10 protein-coding genes and 3 pseudogenes are annotated in these 13,373 nt (G+C 63.6%); 7 read left to right on the plus strand and 6 right to left on the minus strand.

Annotation, left to right across the window (positions count from 1 at the left end; all coding sequences use genetic code 11):
* The first annotated feature begins 1,939 nt into the window (after nucleotides 1-1,939).
* Together ASG60_RS22455 and ASG60_RS04540 are read left to right on the plus strand one after the other, a co-directional pair.
* Nucleotides 1,940-2,443 carry a hypothetical protein gene (locus tag ASG60_RS22455; protein ID WP_156398783.1) on the plus strand — a complete coding sequence of 168 codons (504 nt, stop codon included), beginning with the start codon at nucleotides 1,940-1,942 and terminating at the stop codon, nucleotides 2,441-2,443.
* Nucleotides 2,444-3,330: 887 nt separating this feature from the next.
* Nucleotides 3,331-3,690, plus strand: coding sequence for a hypothetical protein (locus ASG60_RS04540; protein WP_244476575.1), 360 nt, complete (start codon nucleotides 3,331-3,333; stop codon nucleotides 3,688-3,690).
* A 199-nt stretch (nucleotides 3,691-3,889) separates the two neighbouring features.
* Here ASG60_RS04540 and ASG60_RS23330 read toward each other — a convergent pair.
* Nucleotides 3,890-4,125: pseudogene (locus ASG60_RS23330) on the minus strand (IS701 family transposase); the annotation flags it as partial.
* Nucleotides 4,126-4,176: 51 nt separating this feature from the next.
* On the opposite strand from ASG60_RS23330, the gene ASG60_RS22465 reads away from it, so the two are divergent.
* Entirely contained in the window at nucleotides 4,177-4,623 is a 447-nt protein-coding gene (locus ASG60_RS22465; protein WP_156398784.1) for a hypothetical protein, read from the plus strand.
* A gap of 144 nt (nucleotides 4,624-4,767) precedes the next feature.
* Here ASG60_RS22465 and ASG60_RS21790 read toward each other — a convergent pair.
* Nucleotides 4,768-5,820, minus strand: a pseudogene (locus tag ASG60_RS21790) (IS630 family transposase); the annotation flags it as partial.
* 55 nt (nucleotides 5,821-5,875) lie between these two features.
* Between ASG60_RS21790 and ASG60_RS04550 the strand changes: the two are divergent.
* Nucleotides 5,876-6,127: pseudogene (locus ASG60_RS04550) on the plus strand (transposase); the annotation flags it as partial.
* 295 nt (nucleotides 6,128-6,422) lie between these two features.
* On the opposite strand, the gene ASG60_RS04560 reads toward ASG60_RS04550, so the two are convergent.
* Nucleotides 6,423-7,868 (minus strand): saccharopine dehydrogenase NADP-binding domain-containing protein, encoded by a 1,446-nt coding sequence (locus ASG60_RS04560; protein WP_056384363.1) that lies wholly within the window; start codon nucleotides 7,866-7,868, stop codon nucleotides 6,423-6,425.
* 282 nt (nucleotides 7,869-8,150) lie between these two features.
* Between ASG60_RS04560 and ASG60_RS23110 the strand changes: the two genes are divergently transcribed.
* Nucleotides 8,151-8,321 (plus strand): hypothetical protein, encoded by a 171-nt coding sequence (locus ASG60_RS23110; protein ID WP_200947650.1) that lies wholly within the window; start codon nucleotides 8,151-8,153, stop codon nucleotides 8,319-8,321.
* Between the two features lie 17 nt (nucleotides 8,322-8,338).
* Here ASG60_RS23110 and ASG60_RS04565 read toward each other — a convergent pair whose 3' ends face one another.
* Both ASG60_RS04565 and ASG60_RS04570 read right to left on the minus strand, forming a co-directional pair.
* Nucleotides 8,339-8,902 (minus strand): N-acetyltransferase, encoded by a 564-nt coding sequence (locus ASG60_RS04565; protein WP_056303915.1) that lies wholly within the window; start codon nucleotides 8,900-8,902, stop codon nucleotides 8,339-8,341.
* 124 nt (nucleotides 8,903-9,026) lie between these two features.
* Complete coding sequence (locus ASG60_RS04570) at nucleotides 9,027-10,193, minus strand: type III PLP-dependent enzyme (RefSeq protein ID WP_056167385.1); 1,167 nt, start codon at nucleotides 10,191-10,193, stop codon at nucleotides 9,027-9,029.
* Between the two features lie 668 nt (nucleotides 10,194-10,861).
* On the opposite strand from ASG60_RS04570, the gene ASG60_RS04575 reads away from it, so the two are divergent.
* The gene (locus tag ASG60_RS04575; RefSeq protein WP_056384364.1) at nucleotides 10,862-12,439 is read left to right on the plus strand and encodes a glucan biosynthesis protein G; all 1,578 of its coding nucleotides are present in this window, start codon (nucleotides 10,862-10,864) and stop codon (nucleotides 12,437-12,439) included.
* Nucleotides 12,436-12,930, plus strand: a complete 495-nt coding sequence (locus ASG60_RS04580) for an N-acetyltransferase (protein WP_200918695.1) — start codon at nucleotides 12,436-12,438, stop codon at nucleotides 12,928-12,930. The genes ASG60_RS04575 and ASG60_RS04580 overlap by 4 nt, the downstream gene beginning before the upstream one ends.
* 91 nt (nucleotides 12,931-13,021) lie before the next feature.
* Here ASG60_RS04580 and ASG60_RS04585 read toward each other — a convergent pair whose 3' ends face one another.
* A complete protein-coding gene (locus ASG60_RS04585; RefSeq protein WP_056384403.1) occupies nucleotides 13,022-13,261 on the minus strand; it encodes a hypothetical protein in 240 nt (79 codons plus the stop codon).
* Nucleotides 13,262-13,373 lie beyond the last annotated feature (112 nt).

The raw sequence follows: 13,373 nt of genomic DNA on the forward strand, positions 1-13,373 counted from the left end.
GAGGTTGGCCCAGCCGATTGGCCGAGTTCGAGCGACATGCGAAAAGCTTGAAGCCTGGAGAGAAGATGAACGTGCGGCTTTGCGCCACGATCAAGGGGCGGGATGCCTGCAGCAATCGCGTATCTTGATTGAAAAAATGAAAGTGAGAAAACAATGACGGCTGAGAGATATAAGACCCTGTTCGATGAAGCGATCGAGCGGAAGCACCCCGAGATCTTGCGCCCATTTGAATACGGTGGGGGCAAAGCGCATGTTCCCGAAGTTCTGGCCTACATGTGGTCGAGGGTCGGCATCTCCATCTGGCTCAAAGGCACGTTCAGGACCTGCGACCCCGACATGGTCTGGCCGTCCATCGAAGATGCCCTCGAGGGCAAGAGCCTGCTGAACGCGGCCGATTGCGTGCCCTACCTCATCACGGCCTTCGGCAGTNCCCGACATGGTCTGGCCGTCCATCGAAGATGCCCTCGAGGGCAAGAGCCTGCTGAACGCGGCCGATTGCGTGCCCTACCTCATCACGGCCTTCGGCAGTGTCTACGCCTGGAACCGCTCGCTCGGCGCGATCGAGTTCGATTTCCAGCGCGGCCGGATCACGATCCTCGCCGATCCTCGGGCCAAGGATCAACAGGCGAGCCCTACCGAGTTCGTGGTGCCGTTCCTGGCCGAGGAGGACACGTACGACGACTACGACCTCTACGACGAGGCCGTGCGGAAGTTCGGGCCCTTGAACGAGGACCAGATCTTCTCGTTCGCACCGATCTTCGCCCTGGGAGGCCAGCCCAAGAAGGGCAACCTCATCGTGACGAACGCCCGGGCCCACCTAGCGCTCCTGTCGCAGTCACAAGGGTTCGACATCCTTCACTTCNTTGGCCTTCAGCTCGCGCATGAGGGCGACGGGCCCTTGAACGAGGACCAGATCTTCTCGTTCGCACCGATCTTCGCCCTGGGAGGCCAGCCCAAGAAGGGCAACCTCATCGTGACGAACGCCCGGGCCCACCTAGCGCTCCTGTCGCAGTCACAGGGGTTCGACATCCTTCACTTCGACCGGAAGCGCTATCCGGGCGGCTTCGAGCGAGTGGAGTGATCTGACGCCACGCATTCGCGATCGAGGGCGATCTCGTCGTCCCTCGACCCGTGCCTGACGCCGCGGGGCTCGGCCCTGGTGCCGGCCCCCGACCCGATCGTCGACTACGGCGACCATTTCGACGGCTACGCGTCCTCGGTGCGGCTCACCGCGCAGNCGCCGCGGGGCTCGGCCCTGGTGCCGGCCCCCGACCCGATCGTCGACTACGGCGACCATTTCGACGGCTACGCGTCCTCGGTGCGGCTCACCGCGCAGACGGCGATGGTGCTGCGCTCGAGGACGACGCACGTGCATGGCGACGAAGCCGGCACGGGCGGCAGCGTGAAGTCGGGTACGCATCGGGACATCACCGAGCCGATCGGCCACGCGCCGCAGGTTCGGGCGGAGGGCTCGCCGGTGATCCGGCACCTCGACCGGTTCTGGATGAACCGGCGCAACACGGTGGGCGAGGCGGTCTACGTCAAGGACCAGCGGGCGCGCCAGGCCCCTGAAGACGATGATCCGCTGCCCGGCTCGCTCCGCCGTGGGGCCTGAGGATCGGATGCTAGCTCGGCTGTGGTTTTCGCTATTCCTGACGTGGGCGTCTTGAGATCATGAGTGGGGGCACTTCAGCACTCCCGAGCGGATCGGCAGGCGGTTGGGCAAATCCCCCGCCGGCAGCGCCGGCCAGACCGACCCTCGAACGCCTTGGCAATTGGGGTCGCATCATCGCGGGCTTGCGGTACGGTCCGTGGGTGACCGCCAGCCAAGCTGGCCCTGTCGCCGACGTCTCTGGCGCCGGCATGGAGGGATGCGCTTCCCCAAGACGATTTCGAGCGCCAGCTTTTTCGGAAGGCGAGCGATCTCGAGAAGCAAGGGGTGCCGCAAGGCGAGGTGCAGGACTGCTTCGACAAGGAGCGTGCCGCGCGTCGGGGGCGGGACACCATCGTCGAGGAGAAGCCGCGTCCCAGGTCGATACCGCCGCCTCCTAGGACCGTTCGCATCAACAGGAGAGATCGGAAATGCCTGGTCCATGAATACAAGAAGCTTCTCAACGTCTGTGACGGCGACTCGCATCACATCGTTCCGGATATGGTCTACCGCCTGGGCGCGCGACCGAAAGGCGCCGGGATGAGTTCGACCGCCGATCGCATTCCGAATGCTCCGACGCTGAACGAGGGTATGGCGATCTGTTTAAGCAAGGCGCAACACGGAAGTGGCCTGGACGGCATTCACGCCGATCTTCGGAAATCGCTGAACGATCTTGGAGCGGACTATACGCCGTCGGGAACAGCGCCCCTTGGAGAAATCATTTCAGCAGCCAAGTTATCTATTGGTAATATTGAATATTTTTCGGAAAGATGTAAGGATCTGGCGAAATAGAAATTCAGTTTTCAAATAGGACAAAGAGGTTTCGATTCAGAGCAGCCGGGTCAGACTCAGGAAAAACCGCTCCCGAGCGGGGCTGCGAAGAACGTCCTCCGACGCGGATACTATTGAAATATGTCTATGGAAAATGAAATGATCGATTGGACACCAATGATAAACGCAGCCCACGCTACCGGTCGTGGACAGTTCTGCATCGCACTATGCGAATTGGAATATGATGATCCGTTCAGCGCGCTGCTCGATTACGATGAATCTTTACCACAACCATGGTCGCGCACCGACATAGCACGAGAAATCTATTCTGTCACAGCCCCGGGAACTACAGAATGTATCGGATCTCGATTTGCCGCTCTTAGCAACGAAGGCGATGTTTGCTGGGTCGGAGACCAGACGTCACGGGAGAAGATCCTCGGTGCAGGCGTGCAAAGTCCTGATGCTTCAGGCGCGGGTGGGCTCGCGGGTCTTGGGTTGATCGAAGGCCAACTATGGGCAGTCGGGCATGGCGCTCAGATCTATCGCAGGTCCGGCAGCAACCGTTGGGACAAGATACCTTTCGCCGAAACGCCCAAGCTCGGCTTCGAGGTCGTGCGGTTTGGCCGCATCGTTAGCACTAACATCGATGACATATACGTTTCCGGAGTGTCTTTTCCGATGAAAGTCAAGATCGATAAAAAACCCGGGAAGAGCTTCGTGAGAGCCGAAGCTGGGATGACTGGGACCGCGCTTACGAACTGGCCAGGAAGAACGCGCCGAGTAAGGGGCTATCCACGGAAGGACGGGCCTACCACTGGAACGGCGAAGCCTGGACAGAGATTCCGCTTCCAGGATCGAGCCCGTATGTCATCAAGGACATTTTCATCGAAACGTCCGACAAGGTTTGGATGGTCGGCAGTCGCGGCACCATACTGGTCGGAAATGCACGGAGTGGCTTCAGCAACGTAGGCTTTGCGGGCGACACCGAGACGCTCCTGTCGATCATCCGGTTCAAGGACAAGTACATTGTCGCGTCCGATTACGCCCTACACATCTTCGACGGCCACCACCTCACACCCCTGAAGCCGCGGCTGCGCCGGGGGGGAACACCGACGCCACTCAGGGTGCAGGCGGTGGACGACGTGCTGTTCTACTTCGACTACAAGCTCGGCGTTCATCGCTTCGACGGCAACCGCTGGGAGGAAATATCGATCCCACCCGAGTTGCTCGCGCGCGATTTCCGAGGCCTCGTCGGGCGCGGACCGTGACACCCCGGCCCTGGCACCTGCGTCCTCGGTTGCCTGTCGCCCGACGTGTGCCTGACGCGACAGGGCTCACCACTCGAAATGAGATTCGCAGACGATGACAGTCGAGAGATACGAAGCTCATTTCGTTGAGATTGTGGAGAGCATGCGCCCTCGCACTACTTTGGCAGATTGATCTCAAGGTGGCTGGTCGAGGTCAGCGTCACAGTGCGGGCATCGCCGTGGTGGTGGCCGGCTGAGGTGATCCAGGATGGCTTGCCGGATCGCTGGCATCAAGGGAGGGGGCGGTGGGCGGGCGATTCTTTTTTTCCGTCCCGCTGCTGCGAGCCGCCGGGACTGGAGGAAGGCGTAGGCCATCATCGTCATCAGCGCATGTCGATGCAGCCCGATCCATGATCGGCCCTCGAAGTGGTCGAGGCCGAGCTCCTCCTTACATCGGAAAATGGAACTTTTTCCTGGAAAAGGTGATTCATTGATTAAAGGCGACAGATGGAAAAATCAGGTAAAAGCAACCTCAAAGAAGGTGCTGCTGAAATGAAAATCTTGGACAAAAGTCGCGCAGATTGGAATTTTCAGAATTATCTGCAATACTGGAGTTGTACCTCTATACCTGAAAAGACCCGTGGAATATTCACTGATAAGAAGTTAATTTACCCAGAATTTCGTGAGTCTTTACACGATGCGTGGATCGAAAGCCTGTCAATCAGGAACTATAATCTTTTGATTTCAGAATCAAATAATATCAGAAAAACTCGCGATGTTGAGTTAATTTTAATAGGAGCGTATCATGATTTGGGAATATGCATTAACTACAGAAACGTTCAAAATATCAACATCCGAAAAATTTTTGATTTTGATTATGGTGACATTTTAATACATGAATTGAGTAAAGAAGACGATATCTATGTTCATGAAATAGTATTTTCTTCAGAGTAAATTGTAGTAAAGCTTACTGAGATATCTCTAGAGGTTAATATTATATAGAATTTTTACAATAGCCCGCTTGGCTGTTAGGCAAATTCTATGGTTGGAATGGTGACTTCCTCGCCGAAGATGCTCCACTAGTGCACCGACTCGGACGGATGGTTCAGGGGCTCGGCTGAGGGCGTCGAAGATCGCAGAGGCGGGCTTGGTCCAGATGAAGGGCCTTGGGCTGCGGTTGTGCTCGGCGATGTAGCGATCAATGGCGACTTGGAGGTCGACGACGCCGGTGAAGGTATCCCGCTGCAGGCGGCGACGGGTCAGGGTGGAGAAGAAGCCCTCGACAGCGTTGAGCCAAGAGGCTGAAGTCGGGGTGAAGTGGAAGGTCCATCGTGGGTGGCGGGCGAGCCAAGCGCGAACCTTTGGGTGTTTGTGGCTGCCATAGTTGTCCAGAATGACGTGGACGAGTTTGCCGGCCGGCACGACGGCCTCGACGGCGTTGAGGAAACGGATGAACTCGCCGTGGCGATGACGCTGCATGCAACGACCGAGCACGGTGCCATCCAGGACGTCGAGGGCGGCAAACAAGGTCGTGGTGCCGTGGCGGGTATAGTCGTGGGTCTGCGCGGCTGGGTGGCCTGGACCGAGGGGCTGATCGGGGCGGGTGCGCTCCAGGGCCTGGATCCGGCTCTTTTCGTCGATGGACAGCACCACGGCGTGGGCAGGCGGATTCATATAAAGGCCCACGACCTCCTTGACTTTCTCGGCGAAGGCCGGATCGTGCGGGCGGATCCGATGCGGTTGCAGGCGATGCTCCTGCCAGATCCGTTGCATGGAGCGCAGTGAAATCCCGATCCGCTTGGCGACGGCACGTCCGGTCCAGTGCGTGACCTCGTCTTGCGGCTCCGAACAGGTCAGCGCCAGCACCTCCGCGACTGTCCGGGTGGAACGCGGTGGAGTACCAGGTGGGCGGGTCTTGTCGCGCAGCAGGCCTTCGACGCCTTCTTCAGCAAAGCGCTGCTGCCAGCGCCGGACGGCGGGTCGACTGACACCGGCCCGCCGAGCCACCTCTTGCACGTTCACGCGCTCGGTTGAGAGCAGGACGATCCGCGCCCGCAGGATGTGCTTGAAGGGCCGAGATCGATCGCCGGCGATCGCGGCAAGCGCTGACTGGGTGGCATCGTCGAGGAGCACGCAGACGGTCTGAGCCAACGCTCAGACTCGCATGCATCACCTGATCCGTGAATCCTATGATCGCGTCATCGCACTAGGCAGCCATGAGAGTCCGGCCGTGCGGGCGGCGATCGAGGCGGCCGGCGCACGGCTGTTGCTCCTGCCGCCCTACTCGCCCGACTTCAACCCCATCGAGATGGCGTTCTCGAAGCTCAAAGCGCTGCTCCGCAAGGCGGCCGAACGCACCGTCGAGGGACTGTGGTCGGCCATCGGACGCCTCGTCGACACCGTCACACCCAACGAGTGCGCCAACTTCTTCGCCGCAGCAGGGTACGAACCAGATTAAACCGAAAACGCTCAAGAGCGCTACGCAATCTTCAGTGGGAAAGGGAACGCTCCCCGTCGCGCATCGTGACGCTCGTCGCCTCAACCGCGCGCCCGGCCGAAGTCGGAAGACCACGCGGTCATCGACATCTCCGACTGCCGGGGATCCGTCGCGTTCGGACAAAGCGACGACTTCGTCGGATCGAAACGTTGCGAGGTCGATCGGTCGCCCTCACGGCTCCGGACCTCGATCCCGGACAGACCGTGAAGCACCGCGAACGCCGCCCGCAATCACGGGCGGCGTCGATCAGCGTTCGTCAGCCCTGGACCAGCACGTTCCGGAACTGCCACGGGTCGGTCTCGTCGATGTTCTCCGGGAACAGGCCCGGGCGACCGGTCAGCGGGGTCCAGTCCGTGTAGACGCCGACCACTGGGCCGAGATACGGCATCTGCACTTCGAGGCAGCGGCGGAAGTCCATCTCGTCGGCCTCGACGATGCCGGACTCAGGGTTCTCGAGGGCCCAGACCATGCCGGCGAGGACGGCCGAGGTCACCTGAAGGCCCGTGGCGTTCTGGTAGGGGGCGATGCGGCGGGTCTCCTCGATGGAGAGCTGCGAGCCGAACCAGTAGGCGTTCTTCTCGTGACCGTAGAGCAGCACGCCGAGTTCATCGATGCCGTCGACGATCTCGGTCTCGTCGAGGATGTGGTGCTTCTCCTGGACGACGGCGGCCTTGCCGAACATCTCGTGCAGGGACAGCACGGCGTCGTCGGCCGGATGGTAGGCGTAGTGGCAGGTCGGCCGATAGGCGGCGCGCTCACCCTCCAGCACCGTATAGTAATCCGAGATCGACACCGCCTCGTTGTGGGTCACGAGGAAGCCGAACTGCGCCTGGGCCGTCGGCGTCCACGAGCGCACGCGGGTGTCGGCGCCGGGCTGGAGCAGGTAGATGGCGCAGCGCGACCCCTTCTCCTGATCGCGAGCGTTGTCCGGACGCCAGGTCTCGTGGGTGCCCCAGCCGAGTTCGGCCGGCTGGTTGCCCTCGGAGACGAAGCCTTCGACCGACCAGGTGTTGACGAAGACACCCCGGGGCTTCGGGTTCTTGGCGCGCTGGGTATCCCGCTCGGCGATGTGGATTCCCTTGACGCCGACTTCCTGCATGAGCTTCGCCCAGCCGGTCTTATCCGTCGGCTCCGCGGTCTTGAGGCCGATGTCGTTGGCGATGTTCAGAAGCGCCTGCTTGACGAACCACGACACCATGCCGGGATTGGCGCCGCAGCACGACACGGCGGTGGTGCCGCCGGGGCTGGCGGTGCGGGCATCGAGGATGTCCTGGCGCAGGGCGTAATTTGTGCGGTCACCCTGGCTCTTCGACTTGTCGAAGTAGAATCCCGGCCAGGGCTCGGCGACGGTGTCGATGTAGAAGGCGCCAAGCTCGCGGCACAGTTCCATGATGGCGCGGGACGAGGTGTCCACCGAGACGTTCACGCAGAAGCCCTGTCCTTCGCCCTCCGTGAGGAGCGGCGTCAGGATCGCGCGATAGTTCTCCTTGGTCAGCGCCACCTGCTCGAAGCGCAGGCCATGCTGGTCGGCGAGCGCCTTATGGGCATCGGACGGCTCGACGACGGTGAATCGGCTCTTGTCGTACGCGAAGTGGCGCTCGATCAGCGGCAGGGTGCCGCGTCCGATGGAGCCGAAGCCGATCATCACGATGGGTCCGGTGATGCGGCCGTGGACGGGCCAGGCGGTGGCGGCTTCGGTCATGGGCAGGCACTCCTAACAACTTGCTCGGGCGTCGCGATGCGCGCGGGTGGCCGACGCACCTAGCCGGCACAGATGACGCGCACGCGACGGGCTCAGTGGCGGCTGGCGTCCGGCGGGTCAACCACGTCCAGCTCGGTTCCTAAGGGAGCGTGAACCCGTCCATGCTCTCACCGCAGCCTTGCATCCCACTCGGCGGGATTGCGAGCCTCGGGACGTAAGCCGATATTGCACTGCAACAAAGCCGGAGGACGCGCCGCCCCATCGAACCCAAGGACCCCAGCCATGCTCGCAATCCTCACTGCAAACCTGCCCGCCCAGGCGGAAGAGCCCATCGACCGCGATCCCGGCATCATCACCCTGACCGCCGCTCTCCTGCGCGCCCTCAGCCACCAGCGGGATGCCGCCTTCCGCCGCCGCTGCGATCTCGCCGGACAGACCAATCCCAATCGTTAGGACGAACCACCCCGACGTCAGGCTACCCGTCGTCGCGACGCCGCACCGGCGTCGCCGAAGGCCGGGGGCGGAGCGTCCGCATCGCCCCATGCGCCGGTCGCGCGCACGATGCCCTGGGCACCATCGAGGCCGCCCTGGCGGAGATTGAGCCCGAGGAAGCGCTCGCGCTCGAACGGACCCGGCATCGATAAGCCCGCCACGAGTTCCGGCGTGAAGCCGAAGCGCGCGTAGTACGGCGCGTCGCCGACCAGCAGCACGGCGCCGTGGCCGAGAATCGTCGCCCGTGTGAGCGCATGGCTCATCAGCGTCGCACCGAGGCCATGGCCCTGAATTTCGGGATCGACCGCCAGGGGTCCGAGCAGGAGGGCCGGCCGGCGAAATCCGGCCTCGACGTGCCAGAGACGGACGGTGCCGCAGACATGACCGTTATACTCGGCCGTGAACGCGAGTCCCTCGGCCGGAAGCCGGCCTTCGCGCAGCCGCTCGGAGGTCTTCAGGCGTCGGGCAGCGCCGAAGCACAGGTCGAGGAGATGCTCACGGGCGAGAACATCGCCCGAACGTTCATGGCGGATCTGAAACAAGGCCACACCCTTTCCCGAAATCTGGGCGGGGGACGAACGATCCTCGCGTCGGGCACGGGCCCTCGGTTCGGGATGAGAACGCGGACGATCGAAGGTCAACCGTCCGCGATGCTGGTAGTCCGAATCAGATGACGAATTGCTGAAGGGGCGGGAAGCCGTTGAACGCCACAGCCGCGTACGTGGTCGTGTAGGCGCCGGCGCCCTCGATCAGCACCTTGTCGCCGATGGAAAGCGAGACGGGCAGGGGATACGGCACCTTCTCGTAGAGCACGTCCGCCGAATCGCAGGTCGGTCCGGCCAGCACGCACGGGCTCGTGCGATCCCCATCGTGATCCGTGCGGATCGCGTAGCGGATCGACTCGTCCATGGTCTCGGCCAGCCCACCGAACTTGCCGATGTCGAGGTAGACCCAGCGAATCTCGTCCTCGGCTTGCGACTTCTTCGAGACCAGCACGACTTCGGCCTCGATCATCCCGGCATTGCCGACCATGCCGCGGCCCGGCTCGATGATGGTTTCGGGCAGGTGGTTGCCGAAGTGCTTGGTGAGCGCGCGGAAGATCGCGTCGCCGTAGGATTCCACGCCCGGCACCGCCTTGAGGTACTTGGTGGGGAAGCCGCCGCCGAGGTTGACCATCGACAGGGTGATGCCCCGGTCGGCGCACTCGCGGAAGATCGTGGAAGCGGAGGCCAGCGCGCCGTCCCAGGCTTCGGTGTTGCCCTGCTGCGAGCCGACGTGGAACGACACGCCGTAGGCGTGCAGGCCCTGGCGGCAGGCATGCTCCAGCACGTCCACGGCCATCTCGGGCACGCATCCGAACTTTCGCGATAAGGGCCATTCCGCGCCTGCACCGTCGCAGAGGATCCGGCAGAACACTTGCACGTCCGCGGCCTCGACACCGGCGGCCTCGGCGGCCCGGGCGATCTTCTCGACCTCGACCTGGCAATCGACGGCGAACAGGCGCACGCCGAGCTTGAGGGCGCGGCCGATGCAGCGTTCCTTCTTGATGGTGTTGCCGAAGGAAATCCGGTCGGCGGTCGCGCCGGCGGCGAGCGCCATCTCAACTTCGACCACCGAAGCCGTATCGAAGCACGAGCCCATCTCGGCGAGCAGCCGCAGCACTTCCGGCGCCGGATTCGCCTTCACGGCGTAGAACACCCGGGTGTCGGGAAGCGCGCGGGCGAAAGCGGTGTAGTTGTCGCGCACGACATCGAGGTCGAGAACCATCACGGGACCTTCGTCCTGGCCCATGTCACGGCGCGCGCGAAGGAAGTCGCGGATGCGATCGGTCATGCTGTTTCCAACCCATAGGTTCGCAAGCGCCCTCGCGTGGGGCGCGCTGTCGAATGTCAGGACGACGTGAGTCGTCCGGCGTCTGGGATCGATGCGACGCGGCGCGCGGCGTGCTTTGGAGACACGCTGTCGAGCGCGGGCGCAAACGCTCCCGGAAGCTGCCTTGGATTGGAAGGGAGATCCCCACCGCACGCCGGGCAAAGAGAAACAAGCCTCTTCGGTGCCGGCCTTTGGAGGGCCGACGAGACCAAAAAAGCCCGTTCGTCGTTGCTTTAAGCTGCGTCCCCCGTGGAGAGCGGGGTTCGCCGGTTTCGCCTCCGGCTGCCGGTTGTTGTCGGGGTCCGGTGTCGCCACCTGGATGCCGGCCGTAGGGAATCCACCCTATCGACCATCGATCCTTTAAGACCCCTGGCGGCTGTCCGGCAGTTGGCCGGATGCCCACCAACCGACACGCGGCCACAGGCACGTGCGAAATTGGGCAAGGGCGATATACGAGCATCGCGTTCCGGCGACAAGAAAAAACGCGGATCTTTTCGACGCGACAGGGTCGCGGACCGCGAATGTTGCACAAACGCCGCGTCGGCCTCCACGGCCTCTTTCCAAGCCCGGGCTGACGCGCCATCAAGCGGTCCATTCACCCTTCGACGGCCGTATCAGGGCGCAGGATCATGACAGAACCGAACCGCCGCGCCGTCATCACCGGTTTGAGCGTCACGAGTCTGGCCGCCACCGGGCTGCTCTCCGGTGCCGCGTCGGCACAACCGGGCGTGCCGCAGCCCTTTGGTTTTGCCGACGTGGAGCGGCGGGCCCGCGACTTGTCGAAAGTACCCCACGCCGCGAAAGCGCCGAACCTGCCACCTGCCATCGCCAGGCTCGACTACGATGCCTGGCGCGATATCCGCTTCAAACCCGACAAGGCGTTCCTGGGCGCCGAGGGCAGCCCGTTCCGGCTGCAATTGTTCCACCTCGGCTTCCTGTACGATCGGCCCGTCACGGTGAACCTCGTGCGGGGCGGCGTCGCCACTCCCATCGCCTATCAGGCGAGCCTGTTCGACATGGGCCGGACCAAGGTCGACAAGCCCTTGCCGGTGGATCTTGGATTCGCCGGCCTACGCATCCACTCCTTCCTCAACAGCCCGAGCCTCCTCGATGAGCTCATCGTCTTCCTCGGCGCCAGCTACTACCGCTTCCTCGGCCGCGATGAACGCTACGGCCTGTCGGCGCGCGGGCTCGCGGTGAACGTCGAAGGCGAGGGCGGACCGGAGGAGTTTCCGGTGTTTCGGGAGTTCTGGGTAAGCATGCCGGAAGCGAACGCCGATGCCCTCGTCGTCGATGCGCTCCTCGACGGCCCCGGCCTTACCGGTGCGTTCCGGTTCACCGTGCATCCGGGGGACGAAACCACGGTGGCGGTGCAGACCACGCTCTATCCCCGCACGGACCTCACCACCCTCGGGCTGGCGCCGCTGACCTCGATGTTCTTCATCGGCGAGAACGACCGGCGCCATTCCGACGATTATCGGCCCGAACTCCACGATTCCGACGGTCTTCAGATCGCAGCCGGCAGCGGCGAGTGGCTGTGGCGCCCCCTCGACAATCCGAAGGAGCGGCGCATTTCGAGCTTCTTCGACACAGACCCGAAGGGTTTCGGCCTGCTCCAGCGCGACCGGCGCTTCGAGAGTTATCAGGATCTGGAAGCGGCCTACCATCGCCGGCCCGGTTACTTCGTCGAGCCCGACGGGGCCTGGGGGGAGGGGGCGGTGATGCTCATGGAACTGCCCACCGACACGGAGACCAACGACAACATCGTCGCCTGCTGGCGCCCACGCCAGCCCTACGCGGCCGGCGAGGCGGTGCGCTTGTCGTACCGCGTGCGCAGCGTCGGCGGCGACGCCCTCCATCCCGGGGCCTGCGTGGTCAACACCTTCGGGGCGGCGGCGACTGCCAGCGGCACCGCCAAGGCGGACGAGGTCAAGGGTGCGCTGAGCCGCCGCTTCCTCGTCGATTTCGCCGGCGGCGATCTCGCCTACTACGGCGCCGATCCGAGCCGGGTCGAGGTGATCGCCAGCGCATCGAACGCCAAGGTGACGGCGACCTCCCTCGTCGCCAATCCGCATACGGGTGGCCTGCGCGCGGCCATCGACGTCACGGTGTCCACCCCGGGTCAGGAAACGGATCTGCGGGCCTTTCTGCGGGCGGGGGGACGGACGCTCTCGGAAACCTGGGTCTATCCCTGGATCGCCGCGTGAGCGCGGCCTTGCCGTTGCTCGATACCACGCCCGCCATCGCGATCCGCCCGGCGCGGATCGAGGATCTCGATGCGCTCGTCGCCCTCGAACATGCCGCTTTCTCCAGCGACCGCGCGGAGCGTCGGGCGATCCGTCACGCCATCCGCTCGCCCAGCATGACGGTTCTCGTGGCCTTGGCCGATGACGGGGAGGGGCCCGCGATGCTGGTGGGCGCCGCGACCCTGGAGCGCCGACGGGGCAGCCGCAACGCGCGGCTCTCCTCCATCGCCGTCTCGCCCGCGCGCGCCGGACTCGGGCTCGGCGGTCTCGTCCTCGATGCGGCGGAGGCGGACGCACGCGCCCATGGCTGCACGCACCTGCGCCTCGAAGTCCGCGCAGACAACGGCGCCGGCATCCGGCTTTACGAGCGCAGAGGCTACACGCGCTTTGCCGTGATCGAAGACTATTACGAGGACGGCATGGAGGCCTGGCGCTACGTCAAGGCGCTGTAGGCCGACGCGAAACGTAAAAACCCGCCCTGACGAAAGCCAGGACGGGTGTTGTGGACTTGTCATGCCCCGGCATCGCGCCGGAGCGGACGGATCAATCGCAGACTTCCTTCGTGACCGTCTTGCGGTCGCCGACGTCGTTTTCCTTCGTCACGGTCTTGGTGGCGCAGCCGTCGGCGCTCTCGCGGGTCTCGACGGTCTTGCGCTCGCTCGCGGGCCGCTCGACGACCACGTCCGGCGCCTCGCGGCGGATGATTGTGGTCTCGGCCTGGGCCAGGGCCGGAGCACCGACGAGGAGCGCTAGGGTGGTGGCGGCGAAGAGGGTGTTGCGCATGGGGACCTCCGTGTCGAAAACGTCGGCATCCAACGACGAACCAAGCGGGACCGTTCCCCGATCCGCGCCTGTTCTTGCGCAATTCTCCCGTTCTGACGCAGGTCTCCCGAAT

Source organism: Methylobacterium sp. Leaf469 (assembly GCF_001424745.1).
Lineage (GTDB): Bacteria > Pseudomonadota > Alphaproteobacteria > Rhizobiales > Beijerinckiaceae > Methylobacterium.